The following is a 21235-nucleotide window of genomic DNA, read 5'->3' on the forward strand; positions in this document are numbered from 1 at the left end:
TCTACGGGCTCGCGCTTATTCTCAACCCGCACGACACGAACGGAATGGCCGGGGCGTTCTTCCGGCACCGTTGACGTCGGCGGAAAAGCAACATTGCAGTCGCCTGCGGATTGGCTACGCCCCCATCGCTGCCGTCGAAGGCCGATAGGCGGACGCCGGCCGCACACAAAGGCAGGCCGCAAGCGGTAGCGATTGTTTTCCGGTGTTGCTGCCGCACGCATTTCCGAATCTCCGCGCCACACGATCGCGATCTTATAACCCATAATGTGCTTCTCCGAACTGGCGCGCGGGATGGGCCGCGCGCCAGTTGATTGGACATCAGTGTGCGATCGCGCGTTCAGCTCCTGGAGCTTGCGGTCTTGTCGAGCGCAGCCCGCAAGCCCTTTGCCAGCTTGATGGCGTCGTCATTGGCCCAGAAGTGCATGAAGAACAGGCGCGGCTGCTCGTCGAGCATGTGACTGTGCAAGGCCGTCACTTCGATACCGTGTTCACGCATTTCACGAAGGACGGGATTTACCTCCTGCTGCGTCACGACAAAGTCGCCGGTAATCGCGGCCTTACCGTTGCCGGTCGGCTGGAAGTTGATGCCGATCGCTACGCCCATGGCTCCGGCAGGGGTGAGCGCCATGCCGTTTTCAGTGACGGGATCGCGACGCGGCACGCTGAAATGATAGACGCCACCACCGACGTGGCCTTTGACGCCGATGATTTGATCCAACTGGGCTGTATCAAGATCGACCGGGGGCGGCGGGTTGGCCGCCGCTGGCGCATTCATTGGCGTTTTGCTCTGGGCGAGCGCTTCGTGGATCGCATTCGCAAGTTTGACCGGATCGCCATGCCCCGAGATATGCATGTAGAGCGTGGCCGGGGATGCACTGACCAAGTGATTGTGGATCGCGGTAATCTCAAGACCGCTCGATATCATCTTCAGCATCACCGGGTTGATCTCGGAATCCAGCAACACCAGGTCGCCCATCACCATCACCCCTCCGTGCATCGGCTTGAGCGCCACCCAACCGCCGAGGGCAAGCGCGGGCTTGATGGTCACGCCATCGAGAGTGACGTTGAGGTCGCTGCGTGGAAAGCCGTAGCGATGTACATCGCCCGACACCGTCCCTTTTCGACCGAAAGCATCGTCGACCTTCTGCCAATCCACGTCCTGCGCCCGAGCGGTGAAGGTGGACAAAGCCGCTAGGATCGGGACAGTCCAAAACAACTTGCGCATCATTTCTGCTCTCCTTGTGGGTTCGAATAACCCCCGCTTGCGGTATGCCCGTCTATCCTGCCGCGACGTTGCTGCGCGCGGATGGTCACGACTTGGCGGGACGGCGCCATAGTTGGCACCTCGCCTGCCGTTGGCGACAACGCCAATCGTTACCTCAATCAGCGTGACGGGCGCCAATTGCCGAAAGTAGCGCCGGGCTTCATCGGCGACGTGTTGCCCTCCTCCTTGAAGGCAACGGTAATGCCGGCGCGGATCTCGTTGACAGCGTGACCGTTCACAACCCCGTAGCGATATGCACCGTCCAGCGCGAGGTCTTTATCGACCTGCCAGATCGCGCCGAGAAGGAGCGATCGGCTTTCGCTCTCTGTCCACACCTTGTCGTAGTACGTCTCCAGCACCGGACGCACTTTCCAATCGTGCGGTCCTTCGAGGATAACGTCGAGAAAGGCCTCGGCCTGATGGTCACGGGTGAGATTGGTTTCGACGTTGAAGTGCGCCGTGCCCCAATCCCAACGTTGCGAAACGATACCTACCCAGCTAAATCCCACGCCGGGATCGGCATTGATGCCAGGCAAGAGCGGGCCGAATTCGGTGGCGATGCTGATGCCGGATTGTCCCTGTAAGACGCCGGGCTTGACCACATATTTTAGAAATGCGCCCGCGTCCTGGATGCTGGGCTCGCCACCTCCCATGATCGGCGACAACATCTCGGTCTGGAATATCGCTTCCCACCGGTCAGCGAAGCCGTAGTTGTAGACCACGAAGGGCGCGACGGCGGCCGATTGCGATCCCGTCCGTTGGTAGCCGTACGGCTGGAGCTCGATCTCGGCTTCGTTAAGGTCAGCGACGCTGGCATCCGTACCGTCAAACGGACGATAGGCCGCCGCCGGCCGTAGGCCGATGGCAATCGCAAGCACGATAGCCGAGGCGGTCGTGGCCCGCAGAGGGCCAATTCGCGCGGCCCGTCTCATTTCGACATCCGCCAGGGCGAACGATCCGTCCAGGACTCAAGTGCCGTCTTCGCCCATTCGATGGACTTGTCGGCGTGGCACACGTTGCAGGCGTTCGGAATCTTCATCGATTCGGTTTCGCTGGGTGTGACGAAGTGGAAGGTATGGCTTCGGACATTTTGATCCGCAATCGTCTGCTCGATCTTCGGCATGTGGCATGCAATGCATTCACTGCCCGCACTGCCCGCCTTGTGATGGGTATGCGCCTCGATGCTCGCCGCATGCGGCCCTGCCTGCTGATTGGGCCCGTGGCAATCGAGGCATAAGGCGTTACCGGGCTTGCGCACCATGGCGACGTTGTCGGTGCCATGCGGGTCATGACAGCTGAAGCAGGTGACGCCGCGCGCATACATCAGGCTTTGCACGAAATCGTTGCCCTGCATGCGATTCTTGTGAGCCGTGCCGTCCGGAAAATGGGTGAAGGTGGTTTCGCCCAGCTTGTGCTCCTCAAGCTTCCAGTAGTCTTTCAGATTCCTGGTCACGTCGTAGCCCACCGGCCAATCGTAATATTTGCCTTCGATCGGATTGCTCAAAGGCTGGCCCTGCGAATGGCACTGGATGCAGGTGTCACCGGCGTGAACGTAATCGAAACGCGCTGGATCGAGAATGTTGTCGCGCGTCGGCTTTTTGGCGTGGGACCCACCCGGACCGTGGCATCTCTCGCAGCCGACATTCCATTCGGTCACGGTCTTGGTCTTGATGTCATAGTTCACGGAATGGCAGCCGTCGCAGAGCGGCCCGGTTGGACGCTGGAAGTTATCCGGCGGATAAAGAGGTGCCCACCAATCGCCGCCGTTGCGGACGAAATATTTGCTCCAGCTCTTATGGAAAACATCCCATTGGACCGGTAGCGGGAAGTAGTCGTCGCCGACTTTCTTGAAATAGCGTTGCTTCCAGCGGCTGCCATAGACGAGAGCGACGTCATCCACCGTGAAGTTGTAGACCGGATTGGGTTTTGAGATATCCGGGATGATGGCGTCCGGATGCTGGCGCGGATCGCGCACGACGTTGGCCATGCGCGTCTTGCTCCAGCGTGCGTAGATCTCTTCGTGGCATCCCTTGCAGGCGACCGATCCGACATAATGTCCATGATCCGGCGGAGCGGCGGCAGGCTCAGCGGCGGCCGGAATCAATGACACCACCTCCGGCAGGTGACGGATGTAACTCACGAGCTGCCAGATCTGGCGGTCCGGGAGATCCCAGGCGGGCATGCCGGTGTTACGAATGCCGTTTCGGATATGATAGAAAAGCTCGCCGTCCGAGGTGGCCTGAATGGCGAACGAGCGAAGCGCGGGCGGACGCGGATACTGGTTGCCCCCGATCGTGGTTTTGCCTCCGCCATCATAAGCGTGGCAGGTCTCGCACTTCGCGCGATAGAGATCCTTGCCCGCCGCGATGCTCGCGAGATCGTTCTTCAGCGGATTGACGCTTTTCCTCGCCGCTTCGGGCACGCTCTGGTGCAAGAGCCAGGTCGCGATCAGCGTTTCGGCGGCCGGCGGCTCCCGAAGCGCGCTCGACAGGCCGGGGACAAAGACGGCATAGAGCACACCACCGACGGCTATGATCGCTGCGATGATGCCCAAAGCCCAGAGGCGAGCCCTGCTTCGTCGGGATGTGTTGGGAGATTCCGGGTTGGTAGTCGACATGCTGCGCCCTTGGTGAACTGGACGCGATTCTTGGGCATGTCGCCTCGAGGGGGGATCGCTACCCCCTGGAATCTAGGTAAAATCAGTCGTGCTGAGTTGTCAAGGAAACGCGGGGCGCCCTATCCTCAAGCTCTCCCGACAGATTTCCTGTCACGCGGGAACAAATCCCGCTGTCGGCGATTTCGTTCGATCAAATCCGCTGCCCGCCGAGACCGTTGACAGGGCAGACGGTTGCCCGGTTATACAGGTCACGGGGCCGGCGATCTCCCCGTGAGGCGAAAAGCCCAAGAATCGCGTCCTGAGCGCGCACCATGTCGTCTTTTACGTCAATCTCCCCCGACAAGCTGTCCAGACTTGTTGGAACGGCCAAAGCACCGGTGCTCGTCGATGTCCGCACCGATGAAGAATTCGCGGCCGACCCCCGACTGATTCCAGGATCCGCCCGACGGCCGCATCGGCAGATCGACGATTGGGGCGGAAGCCTTTCCGGCCGCTCTGTTGTGGTTATCTGCTCCAAGGGACGACAACTCAGCGAGGGCACCGCGGCAATGCTGCGGCATCGAGGCATCGCGGCCGAGACATTGGAGGGCGGTAAAGCGGCGTGGAACGAAGCCTCGCTTCCAACCATTGCGGCCGATCGGATTCCCAAGCGGGACTCACACGGACGTAGCGCCTGGGTCACCCGGTCCCGACCGAAGATCGACCGGATCGCCTGCCCGTGGCTGATCAGGCGCTTTGTCGATCCCGGCGCCGTGTTCCTGTTCGTTGCATCTGCCGAAGTTCTGACGGTTGCCGAAGATTTTGCCGCCACGCCCTTTGATGTCGAGCACGTCTTCTGGAGCCACCGGGGCGAGTTGTGCACGTTTGACGTGATACTGAAGGAATTCGGGCTCTCAACGCCCGCACTCGAGCGCCTGGCTGTCATGGTGCGCGCGGCCGATACGGATCGGCTCGACCTGTCGCCCGAAGCGCCGGGCCTCCTCGCCGCCTCTCTTGGTCTGTCGCGGATGTATGACGACGATCTCGATCAGCTAAACGCCGGTATTCTTGTGTACGATGCCTTCTACCGCTGGTGTCGCGACGCGACGCGGGAAACTCACAATTGGCCGACCAATAAAACAACCAGAACGTGACGGCTTGATGCGCTACGGAAGGTAGCTTGCGATCGCGTTCACCGCAGCTTTTCGAGCAGCGCCACGAACAACTCGCGCTCGCGCGGATCGAGCGGCGCGAGCGTCTCCTTCGAGATCGCGAACGCGTTGGCCGCGGCCTTTTCCGCCAGTTGCTGGCCGGCGCGCGTCAGGCTGACGCGCAGGCGGCGGCCGTCATCGGGATCGGCCGACGTCTCGGTGAGGCCGCGCGCGGTGAGACGGTCGATGACGCCCTTGATCGTGGCGACATCCATTGCGGTCAAGCGCCCGAGCCGGTTCTGCGAGCATGGCCCGGTTTCCGCGAGCTTTGACAACGCCGCCCATTGCGTCGGCGTCACGTCGGCGCCGATATCGCGGGAAAAGATCACGGCGTGGCGCTGCGAGACCTGGCGCAGAATGAAGCCGATCTGCTCGTCGAGCACATAAATGGGCCGCGGCGGCTTGACGTTGCGCTTCAGCGAAGCTCCCCTGCCCATCTTTCGTCCTCGTCCCTTACAGCGCCAGATGCGCGTCGCGGATGTCCGGACGCGCGTCGAGCTCGGCCGTGGTGCCGGAAAAGCAGATGCGGCCGCGTTCGATGATGTAGGCGCGATCAGATATGAGCCGCGCGAAATGCAGATTCTGCTCCGAGACCAGAAGGCTGACGCCTTCCTTCTTCATGGTCAGAATAGCCTCGACCATCTGCTCCACGATCTTCGGCGAGAGGCCCTCCGACGGCTCGTCGAGCAGCACCAGAGAAGGATTGCCCATCAGCGTTCTCGCAATGGTGAGCATCTGCTGCTCGCCGCCGCTCATGCGACCGCCGGGGCGTCCGCGCATTTCCGCCAGATTGGGAAACAGTTCGAACAGCCGCTCGCGCGTCCATTGCGGCGCATTAGCGCGCGGAGCCTGCCATCCGACTTCGAGATTCTCCTCAACCGTCAGATCCGTGAAGATGCGCCGCTCCTCCGGCACATAACCAAGACCGCCGCGCACGATCGCATGCGTCGGCTGGCTCGATATGTCGCGGTCCTCGAACTGGATGCGGCCGGACCGTTGCGCCACGAGCCCGACGATCGAGCGGAAGGTGGTGGATTTGCCGGCACCGTTGCGGCCGAGCAGCGCGACCGCCTCACCATCGGCGACGTCAAGCCCGACATCGAACAGGATGTGCGCCGGGCCGTAATGGCTGTTGAGGCTTTCGACCGAGAGTTTCACGGGGAAACTCCGCCGCGATGACGGGCGTCGTAAACGAGGCCCTCGCCGAGATAGATCGCGCGCACTTCGGCATTGCGCCGGACCTCCTCCGGCGAGCCCTCCGCAATCAGGCTGCCGCGATTGAGAACGAGAATACGATCGGCGTGCTCGAATACGACGTCCATGTCGTGCTCGGTGAAGAGAACGCCGATCGACTTCTCCCTCGCGATCTGCGCGGTGAGCCGCATCAGTTCGACGCGCTCGCGCGGCGCCATGCCGGCGGTCGGCTCGTCCATGAGAAGAAGCCTGGGTTGGTTGGCGAGCGCGATGGCGAGCTCAAGCCGCTTGAGATCGCCATAGGCGAGTTCGCCGCAGGCGCGCATCGAAAAGCCACCCATGCCGACGAGATCGAGCAGCCGCTCTGCCTCGTCTCGCGCATAGCGCGGCATCGAGGCGACGAGATTGAACAGCTTTCGATCGTGCGAGGACAGCGCCACCTGGACGTTCTCGCGTACGGTCATGGTCGGGAATGTCGCGGTGATCTGGAAGGTGCGCCCGACGCCGAGCCGCCAGACCTCGCGCGGTTTCAGGCCGGTGGTGTCCTGCCCGAGCACACGCACCGTCCCCGCATCGGGCGCGGTCTGGCCGTTGAGCATGTTGAAGCAGGTGCTCTTTCCCGCGCCGTTCGGCCCGATCAGCGCGAGAATCTCGCCGGGCGAAAGCGTGAACGATACACCGCGCACCGCGCGCACGCCGCCATAGGATTTGCTCAGGTCCTCGACCGACAATAGTGCTTGCGTGCTCATTCGGCGGTCTCGATTTTCGAGCCGAGCAAGGCGTCCCTGAGCGAGGACGGGCGGCGATGCCAGATCGATTCCACCGTCCCGACAATGCCCTTGGGGAAAGCCACGACGATCAGAACGATGAACGCGCCCAGCACGAGCTTCGACCATTCGGTCTGGCTGACCAGCCAGATCGACAGCGCTTTGTAGACGATGGCGCCGACGATCGCGCCGGAAACCGTCTCGACGCCGCCGAGCAGCACCATGACCAGCGCATCGACCGAAAGCGGAATGCCCAGGACATCCGGAAACACGCTGCCTTTCAGGTAGGCGAACAGCGCGCCGCCGATGCCGGCGACGGTGCCGGCGATGACGAAGGCGCTCCACTGGATGCGCTTGCCGTTGACGCCGATGGCCTCCGTGCGCAGCGGTGAATCGCGGGTCGCCCGCAGCGCGAAGCCAAAGGGCGAAAATGTCGCCATGCGCAAGCCGGACACCACAAGCACCGCGATCGCGAGCGACAGCCAGTAGAAATGCGAAGCGCTCGCCGCCCAGTGTTCCGGCCAGACGCCGAGAATGCCGTTGTCGCCGCCGGTCAATTCGACCCACTGAAAGACGATCGACCACACGATCTGCGCAAAGGCGAGCGTCAGCATCGCGAAATAGACGCCGGACAATTGGACAGCGAAGAAACCGAACACGACGGCGCCGAGCAGGCCGAACAAAGGACCAGCCAGAAGCGCTATTGCCATCGGCAATCCCGCGAGCTTGACGGCGAAGGCGACGCCATAGGCGCCGAGCCCGAAATATGCCGCGTGTCCGAACGAAGCGAGCCCGCCGGCCGACATCAGGAAATGCAGGCTTGCCGCAAAGATCACGAAGATCGCGATCTCCGCGCCAACGTTGAGCGCGTAATTGCCGGCAAAGAACGGCAGCGAAGCCGCGAATAGAAACACAATGGCCGCTGCGATGCGTTCATTCGACGTCAGTGGACGCCAGGGGTTGACGGTGAGGCCCGGCGTACGCCGGGCCGGCGCTTCGGCCTTGCCGAGCAGGCCCCAAGGACGCACAATCAAAACCGACGCCATCACCAGGAACACCAGGATGATGGAAATCTTCGGAAAGATCAGAATGCCGAACGCGTTCAATTCGGAGACCAGTACCGCGGCGATAAAGGCACCGGTGATGCTGCCGAGCCCGCCAATCACCACGACGACAAAGACATCGACGATGACGCGCAGGTCCATGTCGTGATTGACGGCATCGCGCGGGATCTGCAATGCGCCGGCAAGCGCCGCGAGAAAGACGCCGAGCGCAAACACGCTGGTGAAAAGCCATTTCTGATTGACGCCGAGCGCCGCCACCATGTCGCGGTCCTGCGTCGCCGCACGCACCAGCACGCCCCAGCGGGTGCGCTGGAACACGAGCCACAACAGGCCCAGCACCACAGGCCCGAGCACGATCAGGAATAGGTCGTAGCTCGGAATCCGCTGGCCAAAGAAATCGATTGCGCCCTTCAAGCCCGGCGCGCGCGGGCCGACCAGATCGTTCGGGCCCCACATCAGTACCACAAGGTCTTCGACCATCAGCGTCAGCCCGAAGGTCGCGAGCAACTGAAACAGCTCCGGCACATGGTAGATACGCCGGAGCAGCAGCATCTCGACGATCACGCCGACCGCGGCCACGATCAGCGACGCCGCCAGAATGGCGCCCCAAAATCCAAGTGCGCCGGAAAAGCGCGCGGTCAATGTGAACGCCACATAGGCGCCGAGCATGTAGAACGCGCCATGGGCGAAGTTGACGATCCGCGTCACGCCAAAGATGATCGACAGGCCCGAGGCGACCAGGAACAGCGAAGCCGCGCTGGCGAGTCCGGTCAGGAACTGAACGACGTAAAAGGCCATGGACGCTTTCGGTCAGTTCTGAGTGCGTTGGCCTCATCCTTCGAGACGGCGCGTATACGCGCCTCCTCAGGATGAGGGTCTCACCTCCTCATGGTGAGGAGCGCGGCAAGAAGTGCCGCGCGTCTCGAACCATGAGGCCACGATGTTAGTCGCGTTTAATCCTTCGGCCGCATCTTTTCGACTTCGGCGTCGCTCGGCTGATAGTCCGAGCCCTTGCGGTAGACGGAATCGACCATGATGCCCTTGCCGTCCTTCAGCGCGGTCTTGCCGACGAAAGCGCCGAGCGTCGACTGGTGATCGATCTTGCGGAAGGTGATCTCGCCGAATGGCGAGGGCAGCGACAGGCCCTCGGCCGCAGCGATCATCTTGTCCGGATCGGTCGAGTTGGCTTTGGCGAGGATCGCGGCCGCCGCCTTGATCGTCTCGTAGCCCACGATCGAACCGAGCCGCGGATAGTCGTTGTACTTGGCCTGATAGGCTTTCAGGAACGCCGCGTGCTCCGGCGTCTTGATCGAATACCAGGGATAGCCGGTGACGATCCACCCCTCCGGCGTTTCGTCCTTGAGCGGATCGAGATATTCCGGCTCGCCGGTGAGGAAGCTCACCACCTCGCGCCCCTTGAACAGGCCGCGGGTGTTGCCCTCGCGCACGAGCTTGACGAGATCGCCGCCGAATTCGACGTTGAGGATCGCATCGGGATTGGCCTGCGCGACCGCCTGCACCACCGGGCCCGCATCGATCTTGCCCAGCGGCGGCCACTGCGCCTCGACCCACTGGATGTCGGGCCGCTTCTCCGACATCAGCTTCTTGAACACCGCGACCGCCGACTGGCCATATTCATAATTCGGCGCGATCGTCGCCCAGCGTTTCGCCGGCAGTTTTGCTGCCGCATCCACCAGCATCGCAGCCTGCATGTAGTTCGACGGACGCAGGCGGAACGTATAGCGGTTGCCCTTCTGCCAGGTGATGGCGTCGGTCAGAGGCTCGGAGGCAAGGAAGAACACCTTCTTCTGCTTGGCGAAGTCGCTGACCGCAAGCCCGATGTTCGACAGGAACGTGCCGACCAGCATCGAGACGTTTTCGCTCGAGACGAGCTCGTTGGCCGCGGTCTGTGCTTCCGCCGGCTTGCCGCCGTCGTCCTTGGAGATGACGACGAGCTTCTTGCCGTTGACGCCGCCGGCGGCGTTGACTTCCTCGACTGCGAGCTGCCAGCCCTTGCGATAGGGTTCGGTGAAAGCCGGCAGCAACGAGTAGCTGTTGATCTCACCAATCTTGATCTCGCCGCCGCTCTGCGCAAACGCGCTTGGCGCGAAACCCATCAAGGTCAAGGCCAGCGTTGCGCCCAATAAAACTCTTCCTTGCATGCCTCTACTCCAGCGTTGATCCAATCAATTATCGTAGTCCGTCTTCGCCCTTGATCTCGCCGACCGTCAGGCCGCCGACGCGCGGCAACGGCCGGCCGCCGTTGGTGACGGCGAGCGCGACCATGATCTCGTTTGCGCGGGGGGCGTCGTTGATCTGCACTTCCATGCCGTCGAAATGGCTTCTGACAAAGGCCGCGTCCTTGTGGCCGAGCGGAATATCGAGCGTGGTGCCGGGGCCGCTGCGCTTTTTCGAGGATGGGATCAGCGCCGCGCCCTTGCCCAGCGCCTTGCGCACCGGTGTCCCCATCCTGGGATGCAAGATCGCGGCCGCATGCTCCAGCTCGCCATTTTCGCCGACGGCCGCTGCCTTGCCGTAGCTGTGCACTTTTGTGCCGTCGATGCCTAGAGCCGCGACTGCCTTTTTGGCGAGCAACTCGCCGAGTTCTTCACCGATCGCAATCAGCGGAGAAAGATCTTCCACATATCGTCCGGCAAATGGATTTTCTATCACGACAATCGCCGCTGCACGCCGGACCGGGGGATTCACCCCCTTCCCCATTTCCATCAACGTCTCTTCGACGACGGTCACGATCTTGCGGATGACGACGCTCATGGCTGTGCACCCTGTTGGCTTGAGGCGATGATGGCCGAATGCGGGTCACGCATGGATCATACTTTCGTTGAGCTGACCAACTGGCCGATGAAGAACATTTGCATCTGGGCTTGGCAAGCCGACGACGCGGATGTCGCCTTTCAGATGCAGCGCTGCTGCCTCGATCAGCCCGCGACTGAGCAAGTGGCGGGCCACGGTTGCACCGGATTCCAATGCCGCGTCGATTTCCAATTCTTTCAATAACCCGACCTGCCGCGTCACGAGGCGTGAGCCAAGATCGCTGTCCGGCTGCAATTCGTTGGCCGGGCAGCGACCGACCGACGGATGATCCGGCAGATCGACCGCATTGGCAATGATGGTAGCTGCTGCGTCAGCCTGCGCGGCGGCCTTCGCCAGCACCGTCACCGCATCGGCGATGCCAAGCGAGAAGCTGCGCCCATGCCATCCGCTCGTCGCGACGCCCCGTGTGGGGTCCTCAGCACGGATGACAGCCGTGCGCATCAAACCAAGCGCATCCGGGCGATCGATCAGTCCGACGGTGAATTGCTCGCCACCGTCCAGATGCAACGCGATATCGCCGCCATTGTTGACGTAGGCGCGGCTTAACGGCGCGGCCTGCACCATCGCGCCCAGAACTTCCTCGGCCACGCTGCCCGCGACGGCTGCCATCGGCGTGATGAAATGATCGCGCGCGAACGGCACGACCGCCGCATGCATGCGGCGCGCGATCACGCCGTTCAATTGGCATCGCGTGGGATCGGCCGATGACCGCAACAACGGCAATTCATCGCAAAGTTCATCCAGCAGGCCGGTGAAGCGGTCGATCGCTGCGGCATAGGCCACGCGCAGATTCTCCCGGCTGCCTTGCGCCTCAACGATCAGGTCGATCGGGCCATCCTGCAAGTGCAGCCGCTTGCCGTCTTTCAACCATCCGACCTGCGGCAGCCGCGTCATCACCGCGCTCCCGTTTTCGGCGAAGGCGGCGTCACCTGACGAAGCTCGCCTGACTTCAACGATGCCAAGGGGCGAACGTGATCCATATGGCCGCCGAGCGCGGCGTAGTCTGAGAGGCGCATCGTGAACTCGATCGGCGCGACCAGCGCTGGCGTCGGCACGTAGCCGAACGCGCCGGCCGGCAGCCGCGTCACATCGACCATGAAGGTGATGCCGCCGCCCGGCCAGACATAGACCGACGCGCCGCCGCTGGTGACGCGCGTCAGCGCATCCTTCACCGAACGCGTCAGCCTTACCGGATTGTCGGTGACGCCGGCGCGCAGCGAACCGCCGGCTCCGCCCATGAACAGCACCGTGCACAGCGCCGGCTCGCAATTCTCCTGAATGCGCTCGACCGAGAACTGCAGGTCCGCCGGCATCGTCTTCTCGACCGGCCTTAAGGAGCCATCGAGTTCGAAATAAGCGGCGTGCTCGCCCGTGGTCGAGACCATCAGCATGGTCGTGCCGGGCTTTGCGACCTTGGGATCGAATGGGCCCAGGATCGACAGCGGATCGGAAATCTGCGTGCCGCCCCACCCCGTTCCGGGTTCGGCGACCTGGAAATAGCGGCCGGGCGTCGAGCGCCGCCCCTTCATCTTGATGCCGGTATCGGCGATATCCAGCACCTTGCCGGCCTGATGTTCACTGAGCACGCCCGTGATGTGATCGTCGACCACGACGACTTCGTCGACCTTGCCTTGCCATTGCTGGGCGAACATGCCGATCGTCGCGGAGCCGCAGCCGACCCGCATCCGCTCTTCCGCGATGCCGTTGACGATGGGCGGGTGGCCGGCCTGCACCACGATGGTCGCACCGCCGTCGATGGTCATCTCCACCGGCTTGCAATTGCTCAGATCCATCAGCGTGTCGCAGGTGACGCGGCCTTCCTTCTTGGAGCCGCCGGTCAGATGATGCACGCCGCCGAGCGACAGCATTTGCGAGCCGTATTCGCCTGTCGTGACGTGCCCTACCGCCTCGCCCTGCACGCGAACGGTTGCGGTTTCGGGCCCAAGAAAACGATCGGTGTCGATCTTCACCTTGACGCCGCAATAGCTGAAGATGCCTTCGGTCACGACCGTGACCATGTCGACGCCGTCGATCTCCGAGGAGACGATAAAAGGCGCGGGCTTGTAGTCGGGATATGTCGTTCCGGCGCCGATTGCGGTGACGAACACGTCAGGCTCGTGGACGATCTTACCGTCCCAATCGCCGCCGGCCTGGAACCGCACCAGCCGTCCGCCATGCGACACCGTCCGCTCCAAGAGAACATGCGGATCGACGCGCACGAGTTGTCCGTCGTGATTGGCGTAGCGGTCGCACGCGCCAGCCGCGCCCGGCTTGATGTAACACATCACCGGGCAGGCATCGCAGCGGATCTTGTCGGCGGCCACAGGTTCAGTCGACATGAGGCTTTGCTTGCAAGCAGTGGCGACAAACTTCCCCGCGGCACAACCCGCCAGGGCAGTTTGTTCGTACACGAACGATGTTGCGCGCGACATGGGAGACTGTCAAGCGCGTTTCAAGGGGCAGGCTTGCACGTTTGTATACAAACGTTATTCTCGAAGCGTCTTCAATCGAAGCGCGAAGAGCTGCAGGAAAACGCTACGCATGACGATCCGCCTGAACGTCAACGGCCGGATTCACGAGGTGGGCGCGTCTCCCGATACCGCCCTGCTCTACGTGCTACGCAACGATCTCGAACTGAACGGCCCGAAATATGGCTGTGGCCTCGGCGAATGCGGCACCTGCACGGTGCTGATCGACGGCGTAGCCGCGCGCTCCTGCGCGATCCCGATCGAAGGCTGCATCGGCCGCGAGATCGTTACGCTCGAGGGACTCGGCTCGCGTGAAGCCCCTGATCCGGTGCAGGAGGCCTTCATCGCTGAACAAGCCGCGCAATGCGGCTATTGCCTCAACGGCATGATCATGACGACAAAGGCGCTTTTGGCGCGCAATCCGCATCCGAGCGAACGGGACGCGATGGAAGCGCTGCGCTACAACCTTTGCCGCTGCGGCGCGCATGTGGAAATCATCCGTGCGGTGATGCGCGCGGCCGGCGCCACAGTCGAGGCGCGAGACTGATGGGTACGTCCGATCTTCTTGGCGGCAAGCGACAGTCGGGAACGCTGGTCGTGGTGCGTCCGGCCACCGCTGGCGCGGGTAGCCCGTTCGAGACCTTTATCAAGGTCACGGCCGACGGTTCGGTCACCGCTTTCAACGGCCACGTCGATCTCGGCACCGGGATTCGTACCGCCCTCGGACAGATCGTCGCGGAAGAACTGGATGTGTCGTTTGCGCGCGTGGTTGTCGTGCTCGGCGACACCTCGCGCGCGCCCGATCAGGGCGCGACGATCGCGAGCGAAACCATTCAGATTACTGCGGTGCCGCTGCGCAAGGCTGCGGCACAAGCACGTCAATTCTTGATCGCGCGCGCGGCCGAACACCTCGAACTGCCGCAGGAGGAATTGGCGATCGAGGACGGCCTCGTCCGCGGCCATAATCGCAGCGTCAGCTATGGCGAACTGATTGGCGACGACACGATCTGCCTCGAGCTTGTCGACGACGTCAAGGTCAAGTCCGCCGGCGACTATCGCATCGTCGGCCAATCGGTGCCGCGCGTCGATCTGCCGGCGAAGGCGACCGGCGAACTCGTCTATGTGCATGACATGCGCGTGCCCGGCATGCTGCACGGCCGCGTGGTGCGTCCACCCTATGCCGGCGTCGATGGCGGCGATTTTGTCGGCACGAGTCTTATCGAAGTCGACGAGTCCTCGGTCCGCGACATTCCCGGCCTCGTCGCGGTAGTGCGGATCGCGGACTTCGTCGGCGTCGTCGCCGAGCGCGAAGAAAATGCGATTCAGGCAGCGAGCCAGCTCAAGCTCACCTGGAAGAAGGTGCCGACGTTGCCCGATCTCGAGGAGATCGAGAAAGCGCTACGCGCCAATCCGTCGACACCGCGCACCCTGATCGACAAGGGTGACGTCGAGGCCGCGCTGAAAGAGGCGGCGAAGCCGATCGATCGCACCTACCTCTGGCCATACCAGATGCATGCCTCGATCGGGCCTTCCTGCGCGGTCGCGGAGTTTCGCGACGATCAGGCCTGCGTCTGGTCCGGCACGCAGAACCCGCACATCCTGCGCGGCGATCTGGCGCTGTTGTTGCAGCGGCCGGAGTCCGAGATCGAAGTGATCCGGATGGAAGCGGCCGGCTGCTACGGCCGCAACTGTGCCGATGACGTCTCAGCCGATGCGGTGCTGCTGTCGCGTGCGGTCGGCCGTCCCGTCCGCGTCCAGCTCACGCGCGAGCAGGAACATGTCTGGGAACCGAAGGGCGCCGCGCAGCTGATCGACGTCAGGGGCGGATTGAATGCCGACGGCGGTGTTGCCGGCTACGATTTTGCAACCCGCTATCCTTCCAACGCCGCACCGACCTTGGCGCTGCTTCTCACTGGCGCGATTTCGCCAACGCCTGCGGTCTCCGAGATGGGCGATCGCACCGCGATCCCGCCTTACGATTACGATCATTTGCGCGTGGTGGCGCATGACATGCCGCCGATCATGCGCGCCGCCTGGCTTCGCGGCGTGTCGGCGCTGCCGAACACCTTCGCGCATGAGTCCTATATCGCCGAGCTCGCAGCAGAGGCCGAGGTCGATCCGATCGAATACCGGCTGCGTTATCTCAGGGATCCGCGCGCAGTCGATCTCGTCAACGCCGTTGCCGAGCGCGCGGGCTGGAAGCCGCGCCCGGTATGGCAGGAAAAAGAAGACGAGGGCGATGTCGTGCACGGGCGCGGCTTTGCCTACGCGCTTTATGTGCACAGCAGGTTTCCGGGCTTTGGCGCAGCGTGGTCGGCCTGGATCGCCGACGTCGCCGTCAACAAGGCGACCGGCGACGTCAGCGTCACGCGCGTGGTCGCGGGGCAAGATTCCGGGTTGATGATCAACCCGGATGGCGTGCGCCATCAGATTCAAGGCAACGTCATTCAGTCGACCAGCCGCGCGCTGATGGAAGAAGTTCCGTTCAGCGGAAGCTCGATCGCCAGCCGCGAATGGGGCGCCTACCCCATCATCAAATTTCCCGAACTGCCTGATATCGACGTGTTGATGCTGCCGCGGCTCGATCAGCCGCCGCTTGGGGTCGGCGAATCCGCCTCCGTCCCCAGCGCGGCCGCGATTGCCAACGCAATCTTTGATGCTACCGGCGTGCGCTTCCGCGAGCCGCCGTTCACGCCCGAACGCATTCTCGCTGGGCTGCGCGGCGAACAGGCTCCGCATCCAGCCGCCCTCGCCCCGCCGCCAAGCCAAGCCGATTTGGGCCGCTGGAAAAATCCGTTTGCCAAACGCCGCGGCATCCTCGCAACCACTGCGGCGCTTGTCGTCGGCGGCATCGGCATCGCCGCGGCGGTCCTGCCCTGTCGCTCGATCGCGCCGATCGCGCGACCGGATGCGTCGGTGTTTTCCGCCGCCACCATCGAACGCGGCCGGCAACTGGCCGCGCTCGGCGATTGCGCCACCTGCCACACGACGATCAATGGTGCGCTGAACGCCGGCGGGCGGCCGATAGAAACGCCGTTTGGCGTGATCTACAGCACCAACATCACGCCCGATGTCAAAACCGGTATCGGCAACTGGTCGTATCCCGCCTTCGAGCGCGCGATGCGCGAAGGCGTTCACCGCGACGGCCGCCATCTTTACCCGGCGTTTCCCTACACCCATTTTGCCTTGGCCAGCGACGCCGATTTGCAGGCGCTCTACGCCTACCTGATGGCGCAGGCGCCGGTGGTATCAGACAATCGCGTCCACGCGCTCGCCTTGCCCTTCAACTGGCGACCCTTGCTCGCTGGCTGGAACGCGCTTTTCCACCATGCGGAGACATTCACGCCTGATCCGAACCAGTCGGCCGCGTGGAATCGCGGCGCCTATCTGGTCGAAGGCCTCGGTCATTGCGGCGCCTGCCATTCGCCGCGCAACGCGCTCGGCGCCGAGAAAGCGAGCGCTTATCTCGCCGGCGGCTTTGCCGAAGGCTGGGAAGCGCCGCCGCTGACGTCGCTCTCGCACGCGCCGATTCCCTGGACCGAAGACGAGCTGTTTGCCTATTTGCGAACCGGCTTCTCGCGCTTTCATGGCGTGGCCGCCGGTCCGATGACACCCGTGGTGCAGGATCTAAAAGCACTGCCGGACGAAGACATCCGCGCCATGGCGGTTTATCTCGCCTCCTTCAATGAAACGAAGGCCAATCCCGAAGCCCTGGCCGCGATGCTCGAAAGCGTGACCGCCACGCGCATCGTCGCGGCCTCGCCGTTCGGCCAGCGGCTTTACGAGGGCGCCTGCGCCGTCTGCCATGCGGTCGGCGGCCCGCCTTTGTTCGGCAGCCGGCCGTCGCTGGCGCTGAACAGCAACGTGCATGCGGCGACCCCCGACAACCTGATCCAGGTGATCCTGCACGGCATTACCAAACCCGTCTCGAGCGACCTCGGCTACATGCCCCCTTTCAAGGACCACCTGTCCGAGGACCAGCTCGCCGAGCTGGTCGGGTATCTCCGCCAGCAATTCGCGCCGGAAAAGCCGGCCTGGAGGGGGGTCAAGGACGCCATCATGCGTATCCGGCAAGGCAACGCGGGCTGAAACCCACTGGTTGTAGGGCGGCCGGCAAGCTAGACTTGCCCCATGACAGTGACCGACATAGCGACGCGGACCTACAACCACGGCTGGCGGCTCGATCCGATCGTGCGCAGCCTGCTGGACACCGATTTCTACAAGCTGCTGATGGTGCAGATGATCCGGGAGTTCTATCCGGACCAGCAGGTCACTTTCTCGGTGATCAACCGCTCCAGGCATGTCCGGCTCGCCGAGGTGATCGACGAAAGCGAGCTGCGCGCGCAGCTCGATCATGCCCGCTCGATCCGCTTCAGCAAGAAGGAATTGATCTGGCTCGCCGGTAATACGTTCTACGGCAAGACCCAGATGTTCGCGCCGGATTTCATCAACTATCTCTCGAACTTCCGGCTGCCCGAATACGAACTCAAGAAGGTCGATGGCCAGTACGAGCTGAATTTCTACGGGCCGTGGACTCACACCACGATGTGGGAAATACCAGCGCTCGCCATTCTCAATGAATTGCGCTCGCGCCAGGTGATGAAGGAGCAACGCCGCTTTGCGCTCGACGTGCTCTATGCCCGCGCCAAAGCCAAGCTCTGGACCAAGGTCGAACGTTTGCGAAAGCTGGAAGACTTGCGGCTCTCCGATTTCGGCACGCGCCGGCGTCACGGCTTCCTGTGGCAGCGCTGGTGTGTCGAGGCGGTCAAGGAAGGGCTGGGGCCGGCCTTCACCGGCACCTCCAATGTGCTGCTGGCGATGGACAGCGACCTGGAGGCGATCGGCACCAATGCCCATGAACTGCCGATGGTCGCAGCCGCGCTTGCGAAAGACGACAATGAACTACGCTGGGCGCCTTACCGCATTCTCGACCAGTGGCGTCACACCTATGGCGGCAACCTGCTGATCGCGCTGCCCGATGCGTTCGGCACCAAGGCTTTCCTGCGCGACGCGCCGGAATGGGTCGCCGACTGGACCGGCTTTCGTCCCGACAGTGCGCCGCCGATCGCCGCCGGTGAGGAAATCATCACCTGGTGGAAGCAGAAGGGACAAAACCCGAAGGAAAAGCTTCTGGTGTTTTCTGACGCCATGGACGTTGAATCGATCGAGGAAATTCACAGACATTTCGCCGGCCGCGTCCGTATCAGCTTCGGCTGGGGCACAAACCTGACAAATGACTTCATTGGATGCACGCCGAACGGCTCGGTCGAGCTCGATCCGATCTCGATCGTCTGCAAGGTGACCTCCGTCGACGGCCGGCCCGCGGTCAAACTCTCCGACAATCCGGAAAAGGCGACGGGCATACCGAGCGAGGTCGAGCGTTACGTGCGCGTGTTCGGCAATGCCGGGCGGGTTCGCGCGCCCGTGCATGTCTGAGCCATCGCACCCTTTCCTTCCATTCGGCGAGTCGTTGCATGCCCACCCCCAAGCCGCCTGCCTTTGAAACCTTGAGCCTGCATGCCGGCCAGCGGGTCGATCCCGCGACCGGCGCGCGCGCTGTGCCGATCTATCAGACCACCTCCTACGTCTTTCAGGATGCCGATCATGCCGCCGCACTGTTCAACCTGGAACGTGCGGGCCACATCTATACCCGCATCTCGAATCCGACGACCGCTGTACTCGAAGAGCGGATCGCTGCGCTCGAGGCGGGCGTCGGCGCAATCGCGACCGCGAGCGGCATGGCGGCGCTGCATCTGGCGATCGTGACGCTGCTGAACGCCGGCGATCATATCGTCGCTTCATCGTCGCTCTATGGCGGCAGCATCAACCTGTTGGCGCATACATTGCCGCGCTTCGGCATCACCACCACGTTCGTGAAGCCGCGCGCGCACGATGAATTCCGTGCCGCAATCAGGCCAAACACGAAGCTTGTGATCGGCGAGACCATCGGCAATCCCGGGCTTGAGGTGCTGGACATTCCGCTCGTAGCCCAGATCGCACATGACGCGAAGATTCCGCTCCTGATCGACAACACCTTTGCGACGCCGTTTCTCAGCCGCCCGATCGAACTCGGCGCCGATATCGTGATGAATTCGGCGACCAAATGGCTCGGCGGCCACGGCATCGCCATCGGCGGGGTTGTCGTCGACGGCGGAAGATTCGACTGGCGCGCCTCCGGCAAGTTTCCGGTACTGACCGAACCCTATGCCGGCTATCACGGTATCGTCTTCGACGAGCAGTTCGGCCAAGCCGCCTTCATCATGCGCGCCCGCACGGAAGGACTGCGTGATTTCGGCGCGTGTCTCTCGCCGACCAACGCCTTCCAGCTTCTGCAAGGGGTCGAGACGCTTGGCGTCCGCATGGAACGGCACATGAGCAACACGCTTGCCGTGCTGGAATTTCTCACCGCCAACAAGGGTGTCGCTTGGGTGCTTCATCCCGCACTGGAAAGCCATCCGGATCATGCGCTGGCCAAGAAGCTGCTGCCGCGCGGTGCAGGCTCGATCGTCTCTTTCGGCATCAAGGGCGGCCGCGCCTCCGGCAAGAAGTTCATCGAGTCCCTCAAGCTGATCAGCCATCTCGCCAATGTGGGCGACGCCAAGACGCTCGTCATCCATCCCGCCTCCACCACGCATCAACAGATGGACGCCGACCAGTTGAAGGCCGCCGGCATCGGCGAGGAATTGGTGCGGCTCTCCGTCGGCATCGAGACGGCATCTGACATCATCGACGATCTTGGCCAGGCGCTGCGCGCGTCACAAAAGGCGTAAAATGCCATGCAGCTTTCAGTGAACGGCGTGGACACCTTCGTGGCGACTGGCGGCAAGCCGTTCGACAAATCATTGCCGGCGGTCGTACTGCTGCACGGCGCGGGCTTCGATCACTCGACTTGGGCCCTGCACAGCCGCTGGTTCGCGCACCATGGTTTTTCGGTGCTGGCGCCCGACCTGCCCGGCCACGGGCACTCTTCCGGCACACCCATGCCGACCATCGCCGACATGGCGGACTGGACGGCCGCGTTGCTGGATGCGGCCGGCGCAACGAAAGCAAGACTGGTCGGCCATTCCATGGGGTCGCTGATTGCGCTCGAAACCGCGGCGCGACACCCGGAAAAGGTCACAGGCCTGAGCCTGATTGGGACCGCGGCAACGATGACGGTCGGACCGGATTTGCTGAAGGCCGCCGAAGCGAACGATATTGCGGCGATCGACATGGTTTCAATCTGGGGGCTGGGCTTTTCGGCCGAACTCGGCGGCAGCCTGGCGCCGGGGCTCTGGATGCACCAGGGAGCGCAACGGACCCTGCAAAAATGCGCGCCGGGCGTGCTTCATAATGATCTTGCCGCCTGCAACGCCTACCAGAACGCGCTTGCCGCCGCTGCCGAGATCAAGGTGCCCGCGACCGTCATCCTCGGCGAGCGTGACATGATGACCCCGGCGAAAGCGGGCAAGACGCTCGCCGCCGCGATCCCGAACGCCCGCACCATTGTGCTGCCAGGCGCCGGCCACATGATGATGGTGGAGCAGCCCGACGAGTTGCTGGCGGCGCTGCAGGATTAGTCGTCTCCCACTCATGCTAATGAGGTGCGGTTCTTTCTACCTTCTCCCCTTGTGGGAGACGGATTGCGTTGATTTTATTGACGTTTTAGAGCCGGTGTCCAGCGGGTATCAAAAACAGAAATTCTGTTGAGGACACCGCTAGATGTGGGCTTTCAGGAGGTTGTCCATTCGGCCCTGACCGGGAACTCTGAAGTCGCCAAACCACCAGCGATTCGCGGAGAACCGAATGGACACCCACAAGAATGCCCCCCTGACGCCCAAAGGTCGAGAGGCCATG

17 protein-coding genes are annotated in these 21235 nt (G+C 62.9%); 6 read left to right on the plus strand and 11 right to left on the minus strand.

Features of this window, described 5'->3' with window-relative positions:
• Positions 1–337: 337 nt before the first annotated feature.
• From M6D32_RS00115 to M6D32_RS00125, 3 genes are all read right to left on the minus strand, one after another.
• Positions 338–1225: a DUF1259 domain-containing protein gene (locus M6D32_RS00115; RefSeq protein WP_298252160.1), complete on the minus strand. Its 888-nt coding sequence runs from the start codon at positions 1223–1225 to the stop codon at positions 338–340.
• 158 nt (positions 1226–1383) lie between these two features.
• On the minus strand, positions 1384–2196 hold the full coding sequence (locus tag M6D32_RS00120; RefSeq protein ID WP_298252125.1) for a hypothetical protein: 813 nt from the start codon (positions 2194–2196) through the stop codon (positions 1384–1386).
• On the minus strand, positions 2193–3881 hold the full coding sequence (locus tag M6D32_RS00125; RefSeq protein WP_298252127.1) for a c-type cytochrome: 1689 nt from the start codon (positions 3879–3881) through the stop codon (positions 2193–2195). The genes M6D32_RS00120 and M6D32_RS00125 overlap by 4 nt, the downstream gene beginning before the upstream one ends.
• A gap of 311 nt (positions 3882–4192) precedes the next feature.
• On the opposite strand from M6D32_RS00125, the gene M6D32_RS00130 reads away from it, so the two are divergent.
• Positions 4193–5014 carry a sulfurtransferase/chromate resistance protein gene (locus M6D32_RS00130; protein WP_298252129.1) on the plus strand — a complete coding sequence of 274 codons (822 nt, stop codon included), beginning with the start codon at positions 4193–4195 and terminating at the stop codon, positions 5012–5014.
• Positions 5015–5052: 38 nt separating this feature from the next.
• Here the strand turns inward: M6D32_RS00130 and M6D32_RS00135 are convergent, their stop codons facing one another.
• The 8 genes from M6D32_RS00135 to M6D32_RS00170 all read right to left on the minus strand — a co-directional run bounded on the left by M6D32_RS00135 (position 5053) and on the right by M6D32_RS00170 (position 13270).
• Positions 5053–5508, minus strand: coding sequence for a MarR family winged helix-turn-helix transcriptional regulator (locus tag M6D32_RS00135; RefSeq protein ID WP_298252132.1), 456 nt, complete (start codon positions 5506–5508; stop codon positions 5053–5055).
• Between the two features lie 16 nt (positions 5509–5524).
• A complete protein-coding gene (locus M6D32_RS00140) occupies positions 5525–6229 on the minus strand; it encodes an ABC transporter ATP-binding protein (protein WP_298252134.1) in 705 nt (234 codons plus the stop codon).
• The gene (locus tag M6D32_RS00145) at positions 6226–7014 is read right to left on the minus strand and encodes an ABC transporter ATP-binding protein (protein ID WP_298252136.1); all 789 of its coding nucleotides are present in this window, start codon (positions 7012–7014) and stop codon (positions 6226–6228) included. The genes M6D32_RS00140 and M6D32_RS00145 overlap by 4 nt, the downstream gene beginning before the upstream one ends.
• Positions 7011–8894, minus strand: a complete 1884-nt coding sequence (locus tag M6D32_RS00150; protein ID WP_298252138.1) for an ABC transporter permease — start codon at positions 8892–8894, stop codon at positions 7011–7013. The genes M6D32_RS00145 and M6D32_RS00150 overlap by 4 nt, the downstream gene beginning before the upstream one ends.
• 155 nt (positions 8895–9049) lie before the next feature.
• On the minus strand, positions 9050–10258 hold the full coding sequence (locus M6D32_RS00155; protein ID WP_298252140.1) for an ABC transporter substrate-binding protein: 1209 nt from the start codon (positions 10256–10258) through the stop codon (positions 9050–9052).
• Between the two features lie 28 nt (positions 10259–10286).
• Complete coding sequence (locus M6D32_RS00160; RefSeq protein ID WP_298252142.1) at positions 10287–10871, minus strand: amino acid synthesis family protein; 585 nt, start codon at positions 10869–10871, stop codon at positions 10287–10289.
• 45 nt (positions 10872–10916) lie between these two features.
• Positions 10917–11825, minus strand: coding sequence for a UPF0280 family protein (locus M6D32_RS00165; RefSeq protein WP_298252144.1), 909 nt, complete (start codon positions 11823–11825; stop codon positions 10917–10919).
• The gene (locus tag M6D32_RS00170) at positions 11825–13270 is read right to left on the minus strand and encodes a 6-hydroxynicotinate reductase (RefSeq protein ID WP_298252146.1); all 1446 of its coding nucleotides are present in this window, start codon (positions 13268–13270) and stop codon (positions 11825–11827) included. Before M6D32_RS00170 ends, M6D32_RS00165 begins: the two co-directional genes overlap by 1 nt.
• Before the next feature lie 202 nt (positions 13271–13472).
• Here M6D32_RS00170 and M6D32_RS00175 point away from each other — a divergent pair, with 202 nt between their 5' ends.
• The 5 genes from M6D32_RS00175 to M6D32_RS00195 are packed head-to-tail and all read left to right on the plus strand — an operon-like array spanning position 13473 to position 20958.
• A complete protein-coding gene (locus tag M6D32_RS00175; protein WP_298252148.1) occupies positions 13473–13946 on the plus strand; it encodes a (2Fe-2S)-binding protein in 474 nt (157 codons plus the stop codon).
• Positions 13946–17488, plus strand: a complete 3543-nt coding sequence (locus M6D32_RS00180; RefSeq protein ID WP_298252150.1) for a molybdopterin cofactor-binding domain-containing protein — start codon at positions 13946–13948, stop codon at positions 17486–17488. Before M6D32_RS00175 ends, M6D32_RS00180 begins: the two co-directional genes overlap by 1 nt.
• A 42-nt stretch (positions 17489–17530) precedes the next feature.
• Positions 17531–18835, plus strand: coding sequence for a nicotinate phosphoribosyltransferase (pncB, locus tag M6D32_RS00185; protein WP_298252152.1), 1305 nt, complete (start codon positions 17531–17533; stop codon positions 18833–18835).
• A gap of 38 nt (positions 18836–18873) precedes the next feature.
• Positions 18874–20169 (plus strand): O-acetylhomoserine aminocarboxypropyltransferase, encoded by a 1296-nt coding sequence (locus M6D32_RS00190; protein WP_298252154.1) that lies wholly within the window; start codon positions 18874–18876, stop codon positions 20167–20169.
• Positions 20170–20175: 6 nt separating this feature from the next.
• Positions 20176–20958, plus strand: coding sequence for an alpha/beta hydrolase (locus M6D32_RS00195; protein WP_298252156.1), 783 nt, complete (start codon positions 20176–20178; stop codon positions 20956–20958).
• Positions 20959–21235 lie beyond the last annotated feature (277 nt).

The organism is Bradyrhizobium sp. (genome assembly GCF_027307225.1).
Taxonomy (GTDB): domain Bacteria; phylum Pseudomonadota; class Alphaproteobacteria; order Rhizobiales; family Xanthobacteraceae; genus Bradyrhizobium.

Excerpts from the sequence above, each read along its gene's own strand:
- M6D32_RS00115 (WP_298252160.1), bottom strand. The coding sequence starts at position 1,225 with ATGCGCAAGTTGTTTTGGACTGTCCCGATCCTAGCGGCTTTGTCCACC.
- M6D32_RS00120 (WP_298252125.1), bottom strand. The coding sequence starts at position 2,196 with ATGAGACGGGCCGCGCGAATTGGCCCTCTGCGGGCCACGACCGCCTCG.
- M6D32_RS00125 (WP_298252127.1), bottom strand. The coding sequence starts at position 3,881 with ATGTCGACTACCAACCCGGAATCTCCCAACACATCCCGACGAAGCAGG.
- M6D32_RS00130 (WP_298252129.1), top strand. The coding sequence starts at position 4,193 with ATGTCGTCTTTTACGTCAATCTCCCCCGACAAGCTGTCCAGACTTGTT.
- M6D32_RS00135 (WP_298252132.1), bottom strand. The coding sequence starts at position 5,508 with ATGGGCAGGGGAGCTTCGCTGAAGCGCAACGTCAAGCCGCCGCGGCCC.
- M6D32_RS00145 (WP_298252136.1), bottom strand. The coding sequence starts at position 7,014 with ATGAGCACGCAAGCACTATTGTCGGTCGAGGACCTGAGCAAATCCTAT.
- M6D32_RS00150 (WP_298252138.1), bottom strand. The coding sequence starts at position 8,894 with ATGGCCTTTTACGTCGTTCAGTTCCTGACCGGACTCGCCAGCGCGGCT.
- M6D32_RS00155 (WP_298252140.1), bottom strand. The coding sequence starts at position 10,258 with ATGCAAGGAAGAGTTTTATTGGGCGCAACGCTGGCCTTGACCTTGATG.
- M6D32_RS00160 (WP_298252142.1), bottom strand. The coding sequence starts at position 10,871 with ATGAGCGTCGTCATCCGCAAGATCGTGACCGTCGTCGAAGAGACGTTG.
- M6D32_RS00165 (WP_298252144.1), bottom strand. The coding sequence starts at position 11,825 with ATGACGCGGCTGCCGCAGGTCGGATGGTTGAAAGACGGCAAGCGGCTG.
- M6D32_RS00170 (WP_298252146.1), bottom strand. The coding sequence starts at position 13,270 with ATGTCGACTGAACCTGTGGCCGCCGACAAGATCCGCTGCGATGCCTGC.
- M6D32_RS00175 (WP_298252148.1), top strand. The coding sequence starts at position 13,473 with ATGACGATCCGCCTGAACGTCAACGGCCGGATTCACGAGGTGGGCGCG.
- M6D32_RS00180 (WP_298252150.1), top strand. The coding sequence starts at position 13,946 with ATGGGTACGTCCGATCTTCTTGGCGGCAAGCGACAGTCGGGAACGCTG.
- pncB (WP_298252152.1), top strand. The coding sequence starts at position 17,531 with ATGACAGTGACCGACATAGCGACGCGGACCTACAACCACGGCTGGCGG.
- M6D32_RS00190 (WP_298252154.1), top strand. The coding sequence starts at position 18,874 with ATGCCCACCCCCAAGCCGCCTGCCTTTGAAACCTTGAGCCTGCATGCC.
- M6D32_RS00195 (WP_298252156.1), top strand. The coding sequence starts at position 20,176 with ATGCAGCTTTCAGTGAACGGCGTGGACACCTTCGTGGCGACTGGCGGC.